The 18,683-nt window shown below is 70.1% G+C and carries 17 protein-coding genes; 13 read left to right on the top strand and 4 right to left on the bottom strand.

All coding sequences use genetic code 11. From position 1 onward, the window contains the following. Positions 1–29: 29 nt before the first annotated feature. From ACZ7OU_RS07665 to ACZ7OU_RS07640, 6 genes are all read left to right on the top strand, one after another. Positions 30–710: a hypothetical protein gene (locus ACZ7OU_RS07665; protein WP_470254557.1), complete on the top strand. Its 681-nt coding sequence runs from the start codon at positions 30–32 to the stop codon at positions 708–710. 140 nt (positions 711–850) lie between these two features. Beyond that, the gene (locus tag ACZ7OU_RS07660; RefSeq protein WP_470254556.1) at positions 851–1,489 is read left to right on the top strand and encodes an HNH endonuclease family protein; all 639 of its coding nucleotides are present in this window, start codon (positions 851–853) and stop codon (positions 1,487–1,489) included. A 135-nt stretch (positions 1,490–1,624) separates the two neighbouring features. Continuing rightward, positions 1,625–3,232: an ABC transporter substrate-binding protein gene (locus ACZ7OU_RS07655; protein WP_470254555.1), complete on the top strand. Its 1,608-nt coding sequence runs from the start codon at positions 1,625–1,627 to the stop codon at positions 3,230–3,232. Further along, the gene (locus ACZ7OU_RS07650; protein WP_470255894.1) at positions 3,229–4,182 is read left to right on the top strand and encodes an ABC transporter permease; all 954 of its coding nucleotides are present in this window, start codon (positions 3,229–3,231) and stop codon (positions 4,180–4,182) included. The genes ACZ7OU_RS07655 and ACZ7OU_RS07650 overlap by 4 nt, the downstream gene beginning before the upstream one ends. Next, complete coding sequence (locus ACZ7OU_RS07645) at positions 4,175–4,990, top strand: ABC transporter permease (protein ID WP_470254554.1); 816 nt, start codon at positions 4,175–4,177, stop codon at positions 4,988–4,990. The genes ACZ7OU_RS07650 and ACZ7OU_RS07645 overlap by 8 nt, the downstream gene beginning before the upstream one ends. Continuing rightward, positions 4,987–6,537 (top strand): dipeptide ABC transporter ATP-binding protein, encoded by a 1,551-nt coding sequence (locus ACZ7OU_RS07640; RefSeq protein WP_470254553.1) that lies wholly within the window; start codon positions 4,987–4,989, stop codon positions 6,535–6,537. Before ACZ7OU_RS07645 ends, ACZ7OU_RS07640 begins: the two co-directional genes overlap by 4 nt. Before the next feature lies 1 nt (position 6,538). Here ACZ7OU_RS07640 and ACZ7OU_RS07635 read toward each other — a convergent pair whose 3' ends face one another. Next, positions 6,539–6,781 (bottom strand): hypothetical protein, encoded by a 243-nt coding sequence (locus ACZ7OU_RS07635; RefSeq protein ID WP_470254552.1) that lies wholly within the window; start codon positions 6,779–6,781, stop codon positions 6,539–6,541. 562 nt (positions 6,782–7,343) lie between these two features. On the opposite strand from ACZ7OU_RS07635, the gene ACZ7OU_RS07630 reads away from it, so the two are divergent. Beyond that, positions 7,344–8,237, top strand: a complete 894-nt coding sequence (locus tag ACZ7OU_RS07630) for a glycoside hydrolase family 18 protein (RefSeq protein ID WP_470254551.1) — start codon at positions 7,344–7,346, stop codon at positions 8,235–8,237. Positions 8,238–8,254: 17 nt separating this feature from the next. Beyond that, positions 8,255–9,361, top strand: a complete 1,107-nt coding sequence (locus tag ACZ7OU_RS07625) for a glycosyltransferase (RefSeq protein ID WP_470254550.1) — start codon at positions 8,255–8,257, stop codon at positions 9,359–9,361. On the opposite strand, the gene ACZ7OU_RS07620 is transcribed toward ACZ7OU_RS07625, so the two are convergent. Continuing rightward, entirely contained in the window at positions 9,345–11,222 is a 1,878-nt protein-coding gene (locus tag ACZ7OU_RS07620; RefSeq protein ID WP_470254549.1) for an FAD/NAD(P)-binding protein, read from the bottom strand. The two genes, ACZ7OU_RS07625 and ACZ7OU_RS07620, sit on opposite strands and share 17 nt — an antisense overlap. 186 nt (positions 11,223–11,408) lie before the next feature. Here ACZ7OU_RS07620 and ACZ7OU_RS07615 point away from each other — a divergent pair, with 186 nt between their 5' ends. The 3 genes from ACZ7OU_RS07615 to ACZ7OU_RS07605 all read left to right on the top strand — a co-directional run bounded on the left by ACZ7OU_RS07615 (position 11,409) and on the right by ACZ7OU_RS07605 (position 14,737). After that, a complete protein-coding gene (locus tag ACZ7OU_RS07615) occupies positions 11,409–11,699 on the top strand; it encodes a hypothetical protein (RefSeq protein WP_470240373.1) in 291 nt (96 codons plus the stop codon). A gap of 290 nt (positions 11,700–11,989) precedes the next feature. Next, positions 11,990–13,249: an MFS transporter gene (locus ACZ7OU_RS07610; RefSeq protein WP_470240372.1), complete on the top strand. Its 1,260-nt coding sequence runs from the start codon at positions 11,990–11,992 to the stop codon at positions 13,247–13,249. A gap of 381 nt (positions 13,250–13,630) precedes the next feature. Further along, a complete protein-coding gene (locus ACZ7OU_RS07605; protein ID WP_470254548.1) occupies positions 13,631–14,737 on the top strand; it encodes a GGDEF domain-containing protein in 1,107 nt (368 codons plus the stop codon). A gap of 7 nt (positions 14,738–14,744) precedes the next feature. Here ACZ7OU_RS07605 and ACZ7OU_RS07600 read toward each other — a convergent pair whose 3' ends face one another. Next, positions 14,745–15,389 carry a TetR/AcrR family transcriptional regulator gene (locus ACZ7OU_RS07600; RefSeq protein ID WP_470240371.1) on the bottom strand — a complete coding sequence of 215 codons (645 nt, stop codon included), beginning with the start codon at positions 15,387–15,389 and terminating at the stop codon, positions 14,745–14,747. A gap of 90 nt (positions 15,390–15,479) precedes the next feature. Between ACZ7OU_RS07600 and ACZ7OU_RS07595 the strand changes: the two genes are divergently transcribed. Next, positions 15,480–16,703 (top strand): lipase family protein, encoded by a 1,224-nt coding sequence (locus ACZ7OU_RS07595; RefSeq protein WP_470254547.1) that lies wholly within the window; start codon positions 15,480–15,482, stop codon positions 16,701–16,703. 69 nt (positions 16,704–16,772) lie between these two features. Here ACZ7OU_RS07595 and ACZ7OU_RS07590 read toward each other — a convergent pair whose 3' ends face one another. Beyond that, positions 16,773–17,183, bottom strand: a complete 411-nt coding sequence (locus ACZ7OU_RS07590) for a DUF3151 domain-containing protein (protein WP_470240369.1) — start codon at positions 17,181–17,183, stop codon at positions 16,773–16,775. A 286-nt stretch (positions 17,184–17,469) separates the two neighbouring features. Here ACZ7OU_RS07590 and ACZ7OU_RS07585 point away from each other — a divergent pair, with 286 nt between their 5' ends. Beyond that, positions 17,470–18,642, top strand: a complete 1,173-nt coding sequence (locus ACZ7OU_RS07585) for a hypothetical protein (RefSeq protein ID WP_470254546.1) — start codon at positions 17,470–17,472, stop codon at positions 18,640–18,642. Positions 18,643–18,683 lie beyond the last annotated feature (41 nt).

Raw genomic sequence — 18,683 nt, 5'->3', positions numbered from 1 at the left:
CACCGGTGGCGCTGAGGAAATGCCGGTGCATGACTGTAACGGAGGTCCTGCGGGTGCGCGGACTAGTGGTGGCCTGTGGCGATGCGGCGGCGGGCTTCGAAGAGGTCGATGATGTCGAATCGATCCGCGTGCCCAGCCGGCCCGGCAAGACGGAAATCGACCCCATGCTGGGCGAACACGATCACCTCGTCGTGTCGGGCACCGACGCGGACCTGGCGGCTGTGGTCTTGAGGCTGCTGCGCAAGGACGCGCTCTCCGGCGTGTCGGTCGGGTTCGTGCCGTCTTCGCCGGACTCGGCCGTCGCCGCGCTCTGGGGGCTGCCGAAGACGCCGTTGCAGGCCCTCGCGCTCGCCCTGCGCGGGGAGGTCGACCCGGTGCCGCTGATCCGCGACGACGTCGGCGGCGTGCTCGTCGGGCGCGGCGTGCTGCGGCTCGTCCGCGGCGTGGCCTACGCCGACGAGGCGGTGGCGCTGCGCGGGCCGGCGTCGTCGATCGAGGTGACGCCGGATCCGGAGGGACCCGGCCTGACCGTCCGGGTCACGAAGGGGACGATCTTCAAGCGGCCGACGACGCTCTACTCGCGCGCGTTCCAGATCGGCTGCATCCCGACGCGGCCCGTCAGCGACGACGTCGTCCACGAGCGGGCGGTGAACAAGTGGACGTGGTACCGGCACACCCAAGACCTTCGACTGGTCCGCGGACCGGCCTGACCTGCTAGTTTCACGATTGAGCGAGCTGGCGGCAACGCAGCGTTCACCAACGGGCAGCAACATGTCACCTATACGTGTTGCACACGCCACTCCGGTGTATCAGGGTTAGCTGTCCCCACACCTGAACCGGAGGCAGCAAAATGCCAACCAGGCGTGCTGTTCGTCAGTCGTTCACCATTCTCGCGGCCACCGCCGTGCTCTCCGGCACGCTGGTCAGCGTCGCCGATGCCACCCCGCCGGGCATCCCTTCGACGGCCACGGCGAAGTCCGAGCTCGCGTCGCTGACCGTCAAGGCCGACGGTTCGCAGACCGGCTACAGCCGGGACAAGTTCCCGCACTGGATCGACCAGGGCAACAGCTGCAACACCCGCGAGGTGGTCCTCAAGCGCGACGGCACGAACGTCGTCACCGGGTCCGACTGCGCGGCGACGTCCGGCAGCTGGTTCAGCCCGTACGACGGCGCGACCTGGACGGCGACGTCCGATGTGGACATCGACCACGTCGTGCCGCTGGCCGACGCGTGGCGCACCGGCGCTTCGGCGTGGACGACCGCGCAGCGCCAGGCGTACGCGAACGACCTCACCGACCCGCAGCTGATCGCCGTGACGGACAACGTCAACCAGCAGAAGGGCGACAAGTCGCCCGACCAGTGGAAGCCGCCGCTCACGAGCTACTGGTGCACCTACGCGAAGATGTGGACCGCGGTGAAGTACAAGTTCAAGCTGACGATCAACAGCGCCGAGAAGACCGCGCTGACGGACATGCTCGGCCGCTGCTGATCGCGGGCGGTTAGTCAAGGGGCATTCGTTGCGGTGCCAGGGGTTGGGACCGCGGTTCGCTCTGTGGGACGGCCTTCAGCGCGTGGTTAGCGTCGCTCATCGAAGACGCAACCGCTCCCCGCTGGAGGCCGTCCGGTGTCCCCACTCTTCCACGCCCGCAACGCCGCGGCCCTGCTCGCCCTGCCCGTCCTGCTGACCGCCTGCTCCGCCGCCGGCACCGAACAAGCCGCGTCCGGCCCGCCGAAACCCGGCGGCACGCTGCGCCTGGGCATCTCGTCGGCGCCCGACTGCATCGACCCGCAGCAGACCGCGACGAACGCGTCCATCAACGTCGCGCGCCAGCTGGTCGACTCGCTCACCGACCAGGACCCGAAGACCGGCGAGATCAAGCCGTGGCTGGCCGAGAAGTGGGAGGTCAGCGCCGATTCGACGGCGTTCACCTTCCACCTCCGCGCCGGCGCGACGTTCTCCGACGGCAGCCCGGTCGACGCCGCCGCCGTCAAGACGAGCTTCGACGGCATCAAGGCCCTCGGCACGAAAGCCCAGCTCGGCTACGGCTACCTGGCCGCGTACAAGGCGTCGACCGTGGTCGATCCGCAGACCGTGCGCCTCCAGTTCTCCGCGCCCAGCGCCCAGTTCCTGCAGGCCAGCTCGACGATGTCGCTCGGCGTGCTCGCGCCCGCGGCGTTCCAGAAGACGCCGGAACAGCGCTGCCAGGGCACCGGCCTGATCGGCTCCGGACCGTTCGTCTTCGAGAGCCTGAAGCAGAACCAGGAGATCGTCCTGGCCAAGCGCAAGGGCTACAACTGGGGCTCGTCGCTGTTCAAGCACCAGGGCGAGGCCTACCTCGACAAGATCGACTACAAGATCGTGCCGGAGCCCGGCGTCCGCACCGGCAGCCTCGCCTCCGGCCAGCTCGACGCGGCCACCGACATCCAGCCGGTCGACGAGCCGCAGTTCACGGGCAACGGCTTCAGCGAGAACATCCGGCCCAACCCCGGCGTCGTGTTCAACCTGCACGCCAACACCACCCGCGGCGTGCTCGCCGACGAGAAGGTGCGCCAGGCCGTGCTCAAGGGCGTCGACCGCACCGAGGTCGTGAACACCGTGCTGACGGCGTCCTACAAGCCCGCCACCAGCATCCTCGGCTCGGCGACGCCGCTGTACGACGACCTCTCGCAGCAGCTCGCGTACGACCAGAAGGGCGCGGCCGCGCTCCTCGACGGCGACGGCTGGGTGCCCGGCCCGGACGGGATCCGCGTCAAGGACGGGCAGAAGCTGCGCGCGTCCGTGGTGTTCTCGCCGGTGTTCAACCAGAACCGCAGCGTGCTGGAGCTGGTCCAGCAGCAGCTGCGCAAGATCGGCTTCGACCTGCGGATCGAGCAGCACACGACGGCCGAGACCACGCAGATCCAGCTGTCGGGCAACTACGACTTCCTCTGGTACAACGTGACGCGCGCCGACCCGGACATCCTGCGCGGCCAGTTCTCGACGAAGGCCGGCAACCGCAGCAAGCTCACGCCGGGCAACCCACTCGACGTCGCCCTCGACGCTCAGTCGTCCACTGTGGACAAAGCCAAGCGCAAGCCGTCGGCCGACGAGGTCCAGAAGCTGATCGTCGACCACGCCTACGCGATCCCGGTGTTCGAGCTGACCCAGGTCGTCGCGCTGAGCTCGCAGGCGCACGCCGTCGACTTCGAAGCGTCGTCGAGGCTGCAGCTCTTCGACGCGTGGCTCTCGTGAGGCGCTACCTGCTCCGCCGCGTCGGGCAGGCGGTGTTCGTGCTGTGGGCGGCGTTCACGCTGTCGTTCCTGATCCTCTACCTGCTGCCGGGCGACGCCGTTTCGGCGAAGCTCGCCAGCGGGGAGGCCGGTTCGTCGGCGACGCCCGAGCAGCTCGCCGCCGCCCGCGCGGAGTACGGCCTCGACTCGCCGCTGCCAGTCCAGTACGTGAAACGGCTGGTCTCGGCGCTGCACGGCGACTTCGGCCGCAGCGTCGCGACCGGCGACGACGCGTCGCACATGGTCGTCACGGCGTTGCCGCCGACGCTCGCCGTGACGAGCCTGGCGCTGGTGTTCGCGGTGCTGTTCGGCGGCGGGTCGGCGTTCCTCGGGACGTTCACGCGGTTCCGCTGGCTGCGGCAGGCGCTGCTGTCCCTGCCGTCGCTGGCGATCTCGCTGCCGCCGTTCTGGGTCGGGCTGCTGCTGATCCAGTTCTTCTCGTTCCGGCTGCGGCTGCTGCCGGCACTCGGCACGCAGGGCTTCTCCACGGTCATCCTGCCCGCGATCACCCTCGCCCTGCCGACCGGCGCGATCATCGGGCAGGTGCTGGCGAAGAGCCTCGCGACGCAGCAGGAGGAGCCGTACGCGGAGATCGCGGCGGCCAAGGGCGCGAGCCGCTGGCGCGTCCACTTCGGACACCTCCTGCGCAACGCCGCCGTGCCGACGCTGACCGTCGCCGGCGTGGTGGCGGGCAACCTCGTCGCGGGGTCGGTGATCACCGAGACGGTGTTCTCGCGCGACGGCGTCGGCCGGATCACCGCGGCCGCCGTCACCGCGCAGGACGTCCCGGTGGTGCAGGCGGTGATCGTGCTGGCCGCACTGGTGTTCGTGGTGCTCAACCTGATCGTCGACCTGCTGTACCCGCTGCTCGACCCGCGCATCGCGCGGACCCCGGAGGTGGCCCGTGGTTGACCTCGCCACCCCGGTCGTCCGCCGCCCCGGCCTCGTGGTCGCCGTCGCCGTGCTGGCGTTCGTGCTGCTCGCGGCCTTCGTGCCGGGCCTGCTGACCGGGTACGACCCCATCACCGGCGTCCCCGTCGAGCGGCTGCAAGGGCCGTCGCTGCACCACTTCTTCGGCACCGACGAAACCGGCCGTGACGTCTACGCGCGGGTGATCCACGGCGCGTCGCTCTCACTGCGGGCCACCGCGATCGCCGTCCTCGTGGCGCTGGTCGCGGGCTCGGCGCTCGGCCTGCTGGCCGGGTTCCGCGGCGGCTGGGCAGACACGGCGATCATGCGGGTCGTCGACGTCTTCCTGGCCATCCCGCCGATCCTGCTGTCGCTGGCCCTGGTCACGGCGCTGGGCTTCGGCACGACGAACGTCGCGATCGCCGTCGGCATCGCGAACCTCGCGTCCTTCGCGCGAGTCATGCGCGCGGAGGTGCTTCGCGTGCGAAACGGCGTGTTCGTCGAAGCGGCGCGAGCCAGCGGAGTGCGCTGGTCCGGCGTGCTGCTGCGGCACGTCCTGCCGAACGCGGCGGGCCCGGTGCTCGCGCTGGCGACGCTCACGCTCGGCACAGCCGTGCTCGAAGTGTCCGCACTGAGCTTCCTGGGCTTCGGCGCGACGCCGCCGACGCCGGAGTGGGGCTCGCTCGTCGCGGGCGGGCGGAGCTTCTTGGCCACGGCCTGGTGGATGACGACGTTCCCGGGGCTGACGGTCGCGGCGGTCGTCCTCGCCGCGAACCGGCTGTCCCGCGCGCTGGACGGAGGAGACCGATGACCCTGCTGCGGATCGCGGACCTGGCCGTGTCGTACCGGAAGGTCCCGGCGGTACGTGACGTCGGACTGCACGTCGACGCGGGCGAGGTGGTCGCCGTCGTCGGGGAGTCGGGCTCGGGCAAGTCGACCACCGCGCACGCGGCGATCGGCTTGCTGCCCCGCGGCGGCCGGATCGACGGCGGCTCGATCACCTTCGACGGCCGGGACCTGCTCGCGCTGTCGCCCCGGGAGTGGCGCGGGGTGCGCGGGCGCGAGATCGCGCTGGTGCCGCAGGACCCGGCGGTGTCGCTGAACCCCGTGCACCGAATCGGCGACCAGGTCGCGGAGGTGCTGAAGATCCACGGCCTCGCGGACCGGCGCGCCGCTGGTGTCCAGGCCATCGAGCTGCTCGAACGCGCGGGCGTCCCCTCGCCGGAGCTGCGGGCGCGGCAGTACCCGCACCAGCTGTCGGGCGGCCTCCGGCAGCGCGTGCTGATCGCGTCGGCGCTGGCCGGGCGGCCGAAGCTGATCATCGCGGACGAGCCGACGTCGGCGCTGGACGTCACCGTGCAGCGCCGGATCCTCGACCACCTGACGTCGCTGGCCGCGGAGTCGGGCACGGCGATCCTGCTGATCACACACGACCTGGGCGTCGCGGCCGACCGCGCGTCGCGGATCGTGGTGCTTTCTGATGGTGTGGTCGTCGAGGAGGGTTCTTCGGTGGTCAGCGCGCCGACGCACCCCTACACGCGGCAGCTGCTCGCGGCGGCGCCGAGCATGACGAGCACCGTGCGTCCGGCGGCCCCGGTCGCCGAGCCGCTGGTTTCGGTGCGCGACCTGGCGAAGACGTTCGACGGCGGAATCCGCGCGGTCGACGGCGTCTCGTTCGACATCCCGCGCGGCCAGACGCTGGCCCTGGTGGGCGAATCGGGCTCGGGCAAGTCGACAACGGCCCGGATGGTGCTGCGGCTGGAGACGCCGTCGGCGGGTTCGATTTCCTTCGACGGCCAGGACATCACGTCGTTGGGTGGCCCCGAACTGCGCCGGCTGCGGCGGCGGATGCAGATCGTGTACCAGAACCCGTACGCGTCACTGAACCCGAAGTTCTCGATCGAGGACGTCGTCGCCGAGCCGCTGCGGGCGTTCGGGCTGCCGCGCACCCGGGTCCCGTCGCTGCTGGACCAGGTGGCGTTGCCGTCATCGGTGGCGCGCCGAAAGCCATCCGAGCTGTCGGGCGGCCAGCGGCAGCGGGTGGCGATAGCGCGCGCGTTGGCGTTGCGGCCGGACCTGGTGATCTGCGACGAGCCGGTGTCGGCGCTGGACGTGTCGGTGCAGGCCCAGATCCTGCGGCTGCTGGCGGAGCTGCAGTCGTCGCTGGGGTTGTCGTACCTGTTCATTTCCCACGACCTGGCAGTGGTCCGGCAGCTGGCGGACCAGGTCGGAGTGATGCGCGAGGGCGCACTGGTGGAGCTGGGCCCGGCTTCGCAGGTCCTGGAGGCGCCGAAGGCGGAGTACACGAAGGAGCTCCTGGACGCGATCCCCGGACGTTCGGCGCAGGAAGTGGGCTGAATCAGTGACTACCGCAGCCGCCGAGCGCCTGACAATCCTTCCGGTACCGGTCCGCGTTGTGGTAGCCGAAACGCAGCGAAAGGGCGTGCGCTCGACGCGGATCCGCTTCGGACAGCCATTCCGGCTCGATCTCAAGCCTTCGCACCGGCGCCGGAAAGGCGCAGATCACGGGCCAGACGTCGGCCGGCCGGCAACATTTGGCCGGCCGGCCGTTCTGGCGGCGAAACCCGTCGAGATAGCGCACGGTCACCCAGCTTCCCAGGCCCAAACCGGGTCACCTGGGTCGTAAGACGTCGCCGACTGGTAAGCACCGACCTGGGTGGGGCCTGGTGAGCTCGTCATCTGGAACTGCGCGGCTCCTCCCGTGACGCGGTATTCATCCGGTGTCATGAAAGGCCGCACGACGAAGGGGTCCCATCGCGAGTCATGCCTCACGAGGCTGATGTTGCCTCGACTCACCGTGAAGTACTCGGGAGTCCCAGCGGGCAACTTTGATCTGGGTGTAGCGGTGCCCTGGCCGGGAATCGAGCTCCTCGACCCTGACGACCCGCCCCGGAACCCAGTCGTCACGACCGAAGTGCCGAACCAGAACCTTGTCGCCGAACCGATAGTCAACTACCCGCATGTGCGAGGCTTCGGCTTCTCTCATTCTCCTTGCGAATGAGAGGCAGAACCCCGGCCACGGTGTCCACAAACCATGAGAATCACCGGAAGCCCGGTCATATGTCGACAAGCGAGACAGGAAACCGGACAAGTTCGACGGTGGGTGTTTCCCCAACCACCCGCCGCGACTTATGGTCTGGACCATGCGGAGGATCGGCGTGGCCTTCGTGGCCTTGGTGCTGATGATTTCGGGTGCGGTGCCGGCTTCGGCCGCCGCCGGACGGAGGGTTGTCGTCTACTACCAGACCATCTACAACGGGTCCACCTACGTCTCGCCGCTGCCGCTGCGCGATGCCGGGGCCACGGACGTCGTCGTCGGGGCCATCCACCTCGATGCCGGCAGCGTCGTGCACCTCAACGACGATCCGCCGAACGCGAGCAAGTTCACGCGGATGTGGCAGGACCTCGCGACCCTGCGCGGCCAGGGCGTGCACGTCCTCGCCTTCGTCGGAGGGGCCGCCGCGGGCAGCTTCCAGCGGCTCGAAACCCAGTTCGACACCTACTACCCGCTGCTGCGCAACCTCATCCGGACCTACTCGCTCTCCGGCATCGACCTCGACGTCGAAGAGCACATGTCCAACGCGGCGCTCAACAAGGTCATCGACGCCCTGCGCGCCGACTTCGGCAGCTCGTTCCTGGTGACGCTGGCCCCGGTCGCGACCGAGCTCAGCGGCGGTGGCGGGCTCTCGGGCCTCAACTACGACACGCTCTACCGCGACCGCGGCAGCCAGATCTCGTGGTTCAACACGCAGTTCTACTGCGGCTGGGGCTCGCTCAGCAGCACGTCGGGCTACGACAACATCATCCGCCGCGGGGTGGTCCCCGCGAGCAAGGTCGTCGCCGGGACCGTGACCAACCCCGCCAACTGCAGCGGATACGTCGCCATGTCGACACTCCAGTCGACGGTCCGGAGCCTCATCGGCAAGTACGCGGACTTCGGCGGGATCGACGGCTGGGAGTACTTCAACTCCCTGCCCGGCGGGACGTCGGCACCGCAGCAGTGGGTGCAGCAAATCGCTCCGGTCGTGAAGGGCTGACGAGTACGCTCGGGCCGGTGCGGATCCTCTTCACGTGCCGCCCGGCGTACGGCCACCTGTTTCCCTTGCTGCCACTGGCGAACGCGGCCGTCGACGCCGGTCACGAAGTCGTCTTCGGCACCGGCGAGGCCTTCGTGCCCAAGGTGCGCGACCTCGGGTTCGACGTCCACCGCGCCGGGATCGGCATCGGCGAGGCGGAGGCCGAAGCCAAGAAGCGGCACGGCGAGGACGCCGGATTCCTGGACGTCGGCATCACGATGTTCGCCGAGCTGCTGCCGCGATCCTTGCTCGACGACCTGACGCCGTTGCTCCCCGAACTGCGTCCGGACCTGGTCGTCTACGAGATGAGCGACGTCGGCGCCGGCATCGCGGCCCGCCGCGCGGGCATCCCCGCCGTCTCGGTCGTGATCGGGCGGTCGATGCCGCCGGAGCTCCTGTCCGTCGCCGCCGAACGACTGCGGCCACTGTGGGGCACGCTCCCGTCGGACGCGCTGTTCGGCGACGCCTGCGTCGACGTCTGGCCGGACAGCGTCCGCGACCCGGGCACCGCCGCCGTGCCGAAGGTGTTCCGGATGCGCCCGACGCCGTTCGACCCCGATGTCCCGCTGCCCCCGCTCCCGGAAGACGGCTTCGTCTACCTGACGCTGGGCACGGTCGTCTTCGGCGCGACGGACGTCCTGCGCGGGGCGATCCGAGCGTTGTCCCAGCTGGACGTCGACGTGCTGGTGGCGCTCGGCCCCGGCGATCCCGCTCTTCTGGGCCCGCTACCGGACCGCGTGCAGGCGGCCGGGTTCGTGCCGCAGGCCGAGGTCTTGAAACACGCGGGCCTGGTCGTGCACCACGGCGGCACAGGCACGGTGCTCGCCTCGCTCGCCGCCGGGCTGCCGCAGCTGATCCTGCCGCAGGGCGCCGACCAGTTCGCGAACGCCGAGACGCTGTCGTCGCTCGGCGTCGCGCGGGCCCTGGTCGGCGACGAGGTCCGGATCCCCGCGCTCGAGACAGCGGCGCGCGAGCTGCTCACGGATCCGAAACCCCGGGACATCGCGCGGGGCATCGCGGCCGAGATCGCGGAAATGCCCCCGCCGGCGCAAGTCCTGGCCGAGATCGTCAGCTGGGCGGGCTGACCAGCGCCAAGATCTCGCGCGCGACGGCGTCGTTCTGGCGGAAGCTCGACGCGTTCGTGCGGGGGCGGGTGAACGCCGCCGCCGAGCGGGCGCTCGTGTGGGGGCCCACCGCGAACCGGTGGGGGTGCGGGTGGCCCGTTCCGTCGAGCAGGCGGGAGTCCGACACCCGCGTGTGGATCCGGCCCGACGGCAGCAACGCGCCCGTCACCGGGTCCGCCACCGTCTCCTCCGCCAGCTCGCCCGCGTCGCGCAGCTGCTGGAGCAGGCCGTCCGCCGCGCGCGTGACGCTCGGGCCCGGCAGCCTCGCTTCGACCAAAGTCCGCGCCGATACCGTTCCCGGATAGCTCGCGCTGGACGCGACGAACGCCTCGCCGTCCGTTGTCACCCGCATTTCCGCGCCGGCGAACGAGACCACGCCCGCCTGGTGCAAGGCCAGCAGCTCCTCCAGCCGGCGCGGCGGCGGCCCGCTGGCGTAGTACGAGAAGAACCCGTGGAACCAGCCGTCCATATCGGACACTTGCGAAGACGCGTCCAGCCGTCCTTTTTGGACGAGCACCGGCAGCTGGCCGTACACCGACAGCAACGCCATGAACGCGCCCAGGTCGGCGCTGAACTCCTGGTCGGCCCGGCGCGCGAGGTCGGCTTCGATGTACTCCCGCAGCTGCTTGCCGAACTCCTCGCCCGAGCCGAACTCGCTGCCGGCCATCGGCCGGTCGAGCCGGTCGAGGTCGAGCCGGTCGGCCTCGGCGGGCACCGCCCGGTCGACGAGGTCGCGCATCCCCGGCGAGTCCCACGGCAGGTCGGCGAAGGCGTCGGCGAACACGACGAAGTCCATGCGCACGCGGTCCGGGTGCCCGGTGAACAGCTCGCTGTAGTACCCCCAGGTCAGCTCCTTCGCGATCAGCGGCCAGACGTCCGCGCGGAAGTCGAGGGCGTCGCCGGGGAGCCCGTCCATCGCGTAGGCGTCGAAGAACCTGGGCAGCCGCAACGGTTTCCCGCGCAGCCGGTAGCCGATCTTCGCGTGGTAAGGCACCCCGCGGCGCGAGCCGACGTGCAGCACCGGCTCGGCGCCGCTCGGGTGGTAGCGCAGACCGCCGCACGGGAGGTCCTCGAACCGGCCGCCGCGGCCCTCGGTCAGCAGCAGCATCAGGTCGACGAACGCCAGCCCGAACCCGCGCACCAGCACGGTTTCGCCGGGGGCGATGCCGGAGTAGTCGACGTCGGCGGTGTAGCCGGCCGGGTAGTAGGCGAGCCCGTGCCGCGCGGCGAACGTGACGAGCTCGCGCTCCCGTTCGTCCGGTTCCGCGTCGAGGTGCCCGACGGTGAACACGACGGCGTCCGCGCGCACGGTCGTACCGTCAGACAGTCTGACGGTATGACCGTCGACCCCGACGGCCCGCGCGGCGTGCTCGACGACGTCGATGCCCTCGGGCAGGTCGCCGAGGATCTCGCGGTAGACCCAGGTCAGGTAGGCGCTCTGCAGCCGCCGGGTCGGGAAGTCGAAGCTGTCGAGCGCGGTCAGCTCGGCGACGACGTCGGGCGGGACTTCGGCGTCGAGCGCGCCGTCACGCACCTTCCGCGCCCACTCCAGCAGCGTCGGCCCCGGCCGCACCGGGCCCGCCATCTTCACCGAGTCGTCGGTGAACATCGTGACGTCCTCGGGCATGGAGTTCATCCGCAGCAGTGGCGACTGGTCGTAGCGCCACACCCGGCCGGGCCCCGGCGGGAACGGATCGATCAGGTGCACCTCGAGCCGGCGGTCGCGCAGGAGCTCGGAGTTCGCGCCGAGCCGCTCGAGGACGCCGACCCCCCGGGGTCCGGCGCCCACGACGGCGAGGGTGAACGGCGCGCGCTCGGCCATGAGCCCGAAGCTACGCGCGGGCTCCCGACCAGGACGTCCTTCCCATACTCCGGAATTCCGGGAATAAAACCAAACACTCCGGCTCGCGGCACCGAATCCCCGGGGCCACCACGGCGAGAGGAGCGGATTTGTCCGTTGTCCACGCAGGCGCCCGGGCCTTTTCCCCCTTACCGCGACCGCGAAGACGTGCTGGATGAGATAGGCCCGCCGCACCGCGTCCACACCGCGCAGGACGTGGTCGGCACCCTGCTCAGGGGCAACTGGGCGATCTTCGCGCACGAATGGGCCGACCCCGACGGGATCGACCCGAAGCACTGGCGAGACGTCGTCGAGGCCGCGTCGGAAGCGGCCGGGGTCGATGTCGAGTTCGTCGTCGTCCCGCGCCGGTCCCTGACCGTCGTGTTCAACCGGGCCGCGCCACCCACCTTCGAGCAGGTCCGAGCGTCGATCGAGGTGATCGAGCGGTACCGGACCTGAAGGTGGTCGAGGTGGCTACTTTTGCCTCTGGTCCTCCGGCCATCGGGTACGGAATGATCCATTGGTGACTCCTGGGCGACCGGCCAGACACTGCGGGCTATCGTCTGACCCGTTCAGGAAAGCTCCGTGACACCTTCGATACCGGCGAAAGAACCTAGAGATTCACCAACAGTCACGGGACACTGGCTGGGGTAACTCACGTACCGTGACTACCCCATGACCGATAGGCCTTTTCGTCACCAACGGTCAGGCGAAGGGCACGGTCTGCACAAGAGGTCGGGAGAAAGCGTATGGCGGCTCCGCGGGATCGCGTCACGTTCCGCGAGGTGTTCGGGATCGCCGAGTTCCGCGCGCTGTGGTTCGGGGAACTCCTGTCGATCGCCGGGGACCAGCTGGCCAGAGTCGCGCTTTCGATCCTCGTCTTCACCGTCACCGGCTCCGCCACGCTGACCGGCCTCACCTACGCGCTGACGTTCGCGCCTTCGCTGCTCGGCGGCATCTTCCTGACCGGTCTCGCCGACCGGTTCTCGAGACGGACCGTGATGGTCGCCGTCGACCTGGTGCGCGCCGGGCTGATCCTGCTCGTCGCGATCCCGTCGCTGCCGTTCTGGGTCGTCTGCGTCCTGGTCGCCGGCGTCTCGCTGCTGAACCCGCCGTTCAAGGCCGCCCAGCTCGCGCTGCTGCCGCAGATCCTCGAAGGCGACCGGTTCGTCGTCGGCATGGGCGTGCGGAGCATGACCGTGCAGTCGGCGCAGCTCCTCGGCTTCGCCGGCGGCGGCGCGCTGCTGCTGGCCCTCGACCCGCACGTGGCCCTGGTGGTCGACGCGGCCACGTTCCTGCTCTCCGCCGGCTTCGTCCGGTTCGGCGTGCGGGCCCGGCCGCCCGCCGCGAACGCCGAGAAGCGGAAGTCGTTCTTCGCCATGATCGGCACCGGCGGGCGGGTGGCGTTCGCCAACCCCGCGCTGCGGGCGCTGGTGCTGTTCACCTGGCTGATGGGCCTGCTGCCGGTCTACGAGGGGATCGCCGCGCCCTACGTCTCGTCGGCGGGCGGCGGCCCCGAGCTCGTCGGGCTCCTGCTCGCGGCCGACCCGGTGGGCAGCGTCATCGGCACCTTCGTCTTCACGCGGTGGGTGCCCGCCGAAGCACGGCCGAAGCTGATCGGGCCGCTGTCGGCGCTGTGCGCGGTGCCCATGCTGGCAGGCTTCGCGCAGCCGAACCCGTGGGTGTCGATCGTCCTGTTCATCCTGTCCGGCGCGTTCGGCTCGGTCGCGCTGCTGCAGGCGACGGCGTCACTGACGCTCTCGGTGCCGGACGAAAACCGCGCGCAGACGATGGGCCTGTCCAACACCGGCCTGACGACGATGCTCGGCGTCAGCCCGCTCATCGGCGGTGTGCTGACGGACTTGGTCGGGGCGCAGACGACCGTCGGCATCTTCGGTGTTGCCGGATTGATACTCACGCTTCCGCTCGCGTTGGCGTGGTACCGCGCGCTGAACTCGGACCGGGACGCCCGTGTGGACGACGAAGTCCCGCGCGCCGAACACGCCTGAACCACGTGCTCCACGCGCGGGTGTCATAGACCTCGCGACCTTGCGGTGCGCCCTGCTACTGGTCTCTGGTTCGCATCGCTGGTCACCCTTCATCCGGCGTCAGGAAAAAGGTACACACCGAAAGCCCTTGTGGACAGGAGGCAAACGGGCTGAAACTGTCCGTGAGTGGGTTGTCACCGCGCTACAGCGCAAGAGCTTGGGGGAAAGATGGTCACATTGGGGGAACGATCTGGACAAGGCCGGGTTTTTGGTGTTGCCGACTGGGCGCTGTGGCGGCGACCGCCACGCTGGATCGCGCTCACCCTGACCGCCATCACGGCGGCGGTCGCGTGGGCGGTCATCGCCGCTTTCACCACTCCGGCCTCGATTGACGAATACGGGATGTTCGCGCTGCTCCTGGCCCTCGCTGTCGCACAGAACGAGGTCAGCCGCCGCATCGAACGGGCCCGCCGCAGCCTGAGCGAAAGCTCCCACGTCAACATGACGTCGGTCTGGCTGATCCCGGCCGGGCTGCTGCTGCCCGCCCAGCTGGTCGCCCTGCTGAGCGTGTCGCTCTACCTCAACATGGCACTGCGCAGCTGGTCGGGCACCCGCCCCGGGCAGCCGCACCGCGTCGCGGCCAACGCCACGACCGCCAGCCTGTCCGCGTGCACGGCGGGGCTCGCCGTGTTCATCGCGCCGCAGATCACCGTTCCGGTCGTGTGCCTCGCGGTGGCCACCTACTTCGTCGTGAACGCCCTCCTCACCAGCCTCGGCCTCTACCTCGCCAACCAGGCGAACGCCACTGTGGAGGGTTGCCTGGGCAACATGGACGACAACCTGCTGGAGCTGGCGACCCTGTGCGTCGGCGGGTTGCTCGTCATGGTGCTGACGGACGAGCCGCTGCTGTCGGTGCTGGTCATCCTGCCGCTGTACGTGCTGCAGCGGTCGATGCTGATCAAGCGCCTCGAGGAGCTGGCCACCACCGACCAGAAGACCCAGCTGCTCAACGCCACGACCTGGCAGGACGGCGCACAGCGGGAGATCTCGCGCGCGGAGCGCGACAACGGCAGCTTCGGCGCCATGATGATCGACCTCGACCACTTCAAGCGGATCAACGACACCTACGGGCACCTCGCTGGGGACGACGTGCTCAAGGCGGTCGCCGCCGTGGTCAAGCAGGAGACCCGCGCCCACGACCTGGTCGGCCGGTTCGGCGGCGAGGAGTTCGTCGCGCTGCTGCCGTCGACCTCCAAAGAGGACGCGATCGTCACGGCGGAACGGATCCGGCAACGGGTCAGCGAGCTGATCATCAACACGAAGACCAACGAAGGCGCCACCGTCGACATCGAACGGCAGACGGCGTCCATCGGCGTCGCCGCCTACCCGCTCGACGGGTCGTCGATCGAGGAAGTGATGGCGTCCGCCGACGCGGCCGTGTACGCGGCCAAGCACGGCGGGCGGAACCGGGTGGTGGGGTCCGTCGAAGTGGCCCTCGCCGCGGCTTAGCTGCCCTCTACCGCAGCCGGTCGATGACGTCGCTCGCCTTCGTCTGGAGGCGGGCGACTCCGCCGACCGTGAATTCGGTGAGCAGGTCGATCAGGGCTTCCTGGTCCGGCGGCTCGCCGTCCCACGTCGCCTGCACGAGTGACTCGGTCATCGCGAAGAAGAGCGTGACGAGCGCGCGGTCGGCGCGGCCGGAGTCGATGCCGTGCGCGGCCCACCGCTTGCGGCTCGCGTCGGCGTAGACGACGGCCAGCCTCTCCCTCAACCGGGTGAGAGCGGGGTCGCCCGCGCGTTCCGCCGCACGGAGCACGCCGTAGGCCTCCGGGCTGTCGGCGACGAAGGTGACCATGTTGGCGTAGTTGGCGCGCGCCCAGGCCCGCAGGCCGGGCTGCGGGTCGGCCACCGACGGGCCCGCGATGGCGGCGAACGCCTGCTCCTCCGTCACGGCCACGACCTCGGAGAACAGCGTCGCGCGGTCGCCGAACTGCTCGTAGACGGCCTGTCGCGAGACGCCGGCTTCCCGCGCGATCTGTTCGATCGTCGCGCCCTGCATCCCGTGCTGCGCGACGACCCTCGCCGTCGCGCTCAGCACGCGTGCGCGCTGCTCCCCGACCGGGAGCTTGCGCGGCCGCCCGCGCGGAGCCGGGCTTGACATGGTGGTCCACCTCACGTGATTCTTTTTCCGACACCTCTGTCCAAAAAGGTGTTCCCCCCGCGCACTAGTCCTGCTCAACGAGGAGCAAGCATGCGTATCTTCCCTCGCCGCGCCCTCTCCGCGGCGGTCGCCACGGTTTCGGTTCTGGCCCTGGTGACGTTCGGCCCGCCGCAGGCCTCCGCAGCGTCGTTCTACGACCCCCCTTCGCCCCTGCCGGCCGGCCGCAACGGCGACGTCGTCCGGCACGAGGCATCGACGTTCTACATCGACCCGGTCAAGCTGATCAAGGCCGACGCCGGCGTGCAGCGGATCATGTACCGCAGCACCGACACGCACGGTTCGCCGATCGCGGTCACCGGCACGGTGCTGACCCCGCGGTCCGCCTGGCACGGGTCGGGCGTGCGCCCGATCGTCTCCTACGCCGTCGGCACGCAGGGCGAGGGCGACGACTGCGCGCCGTCGAAAGCGCTTGCTGCCGGCTTCGAGTACGAAGGTCCGTTCATCGCCGGGATGCTGGCGCGGGGCTACGGCGTCGTCGTGACCGACTACGAGGGGCTCGGCACGCCGGGCGACCACACGTACGTCAACCGCGCTTCCGAGGGACACGCGGTGCTCGACGCGATCCGCGCGGCCCAGCGGCTGCCGGAGGCCGGGCTCCCGGACGACGGCCCGGTCGCGATCGCCGGCTACTCCCAGGGCGGCGGCGCGTCGGCCGCGGCGGCCGAGCTGCAGCCGAGCTACGCGCCCGAGCTGAAGCTGAAGGGCGCGTACGCGGGCGCGGTGCCGGCGGACCTGGCTTCGGTCGCGAAGAACCTCGACGGGCACTACGCGGTCGGCTTCCTCGGGTTCGCGCTGGTGAGCATGAACTACGCGTACCCGGAGCTGAACATCCCGGCGCTGCTCAACACCCGCGGCAAGCAGCTGTTCGAGCAGGTCCGGACCGAGTGCACGGTGGAGGCGATCGCCGCGCACGCGTTCACGCAGTCGTCGACGCTGACGAACGACGGCCGTTCGCTCGTCGCCTACCTCGGCGAGGAGCCGTACGCGTCACGGGTGGCCGAGCAGAAGATCGGGGCGCTGAAGCCGACGGCGCCGGTGCTGATCGTCCACAGCGCACTCGACGACATCGTGCCCTACGCGCAGGACCGCGACCTGGGCCGGACGTGGTGCGGCAAGGGCGTGAAGGTGCAGTTCAGCACGACGCTGGTGCCCACGCACGTGCTCGCCGCGGTGCGCGCGTACCCGGAGGCGTTCGCCTGGCTGGAAGCCCGCTTCGCCGGCCTCCCGGCGTTCAGCAACTGCGGCCTGTTCTGAGGTCTGCCGCAGCTCGGTCGTGAGTGAGAAACAGGGTTAGAACACTGTTTCTCACTCACGACCGATGGGTCACTTCAGGCCGGTGGCCTCGGAAGCGGCGGGGTCGGAGTCGGCCAGGAACGTCCGGCAGCGGTCGTACTCCTCGGTCTCGCCGATCTTCCCGGCGGCCTTGCCGAGCACGGCGAGGGCGCGCAGGAACCCCTGGTTCGGGCGGTGCGCCCACGGGACCGGGCCGAAGCCCTTCCAACCGGCGCGGCGCAGCTGGTCGAGGCCCCGGTGGTAGCCGGTGCGGGCGTACGCGTACGCGGCGACGGTCTCGCCCGCGTCGAAGGCCTTCTCGGCCAGCGCGGCCCACGCCTCGCTGTAGTCGGGGTGTTCGGCCGCGACGGCGGCCGGGTCGTTCCCGGCGTCGAGCGCGGCCTGGGCGGTGGTGTGCTCGGGCAGCAGCGTCGGCTCGGGGCCGAGCAGGTTGTGCGTCATGCCGCCCATTCTGCCCTCAGAAGAACAGCGCTCCGAGAACCCCGCCACCGGCCAGCACCAGTGCGCCGATCAGGACGGCGGCCACAACTCGTTTCGGCATCATGGCGGCACACCCTGCCAACCGATGCACGCCGGAGGCAAATCGTCCACCCCTAAGGGTGAACCCTGGCGCGAAGCGCCTCCGTTGAGGGTGGTGGTGGGGAAGAAGGTCGGGGGAATCCCGATTTTCGCGTCTTTCGCCACGGTCCTGACCCGCTCGTGACCATGACCGGCCATGATGTCCGGCATGGCCAAGGCAGTCGACGTCCCCGTGGACGTGATCCCGCGCAGCCCGATCGGCAAGACGCGGCTGTTCTTCACGCGGCACTGGCACCGGGGCGCCCCCGGCCGGCCGACCCCGGACTGGGTGCTCCGGTTCTGCTACGGGATGTGGCTGGCGGCGTTCGCGTTCAAGCTGGTGGGCTCGTCGTGGGACATGTCGTGGCACTTCATGTGGCTGCGCGACGACCTGGCGCCGCCGCACCTGATCAACACCGTCGGCACGGTGATCATCGTCGTGCTGGTGACGATCCACAGCTACACGGGCCTGGGCGCCGACAAGACGTCATTGAGGTTGATGCAGATCGGCCTGCTGACGTTCTTGGTGGCGGCGCCGCTGGACGTGATCAACCACCGCGTCAACGGCCTCGACCTGACCGCGTGGAGCCCGTCCCACATGATGCTCTACCTGGGCACGGGCATCATGCAGGCGGGCGTGCTGCTGGGGTGGCTGAGGTCTGCACCCTTGGGAAGGTTCCGGACGGGCGTGCTGCTCGCGCTGTGGGCGTTCTTCCTGGAGAACACGTTCTTCCCGAACGGCCAGCAGGAGTACGGCATCTTGGGGTTGCGCGCGTGGGAGCGCGGGACGCCGGAGGCCGAGCCGTCGCTGCTGGACTTCGCGGCGAAGCAGATCGGGCACCCGGTCGACCGGACGGCGGTCATGCACTTCACGATGCCGATCCCGGAGTGGGTGTACCCGCTGTGGGGCATCGGCGTGATGGCGCTGATCCTGGTGCTGGCACGGCGAACGCTGGGGTTCCGCTGGGCGGCTTCTTCGGTGGCGGTGGCGTACATCGCGTACCGCGGCGTGATGTGGCCGCTGCTGCTCGGGATGGGCTTCCCGGTGTCGACGATCCCGTTCTACCTGCTGTTCGTGGGATTGGCGGTGGACCTGGCGTTCGCGATCGGCCGTGGTCACGGGCTGCTGACGGCCGGCGCGGGTGCGCTGCTGGTGACGGCGTTCGGGTACGGGGCGCTGTGGGTGCAGTCGCAGTTCCGGCCGTGGGTCCTGGGCGACGCGCACACGGAGTCGGCGCCGCCGGTGGCGTACTGGACGGCGCTGGTGGTGTTAGTGGGGGTGTTCGCGTTGTGGGCGGCGGCTGGTCCGGCCACCCGGAAGTGGTCCACACGGCTCCCGTAACAACGAGCCGGACGACGGCGACTCCGATGCACGCGTGAGCC

Source organism: Amycolatopsis sp. NPDC114505 (assembly GCF_055633615.1).
Note: the sequence above shows the minus strand (reverse complement) of the source record. Positions and strands in the feature narration are given on the sequence as shown.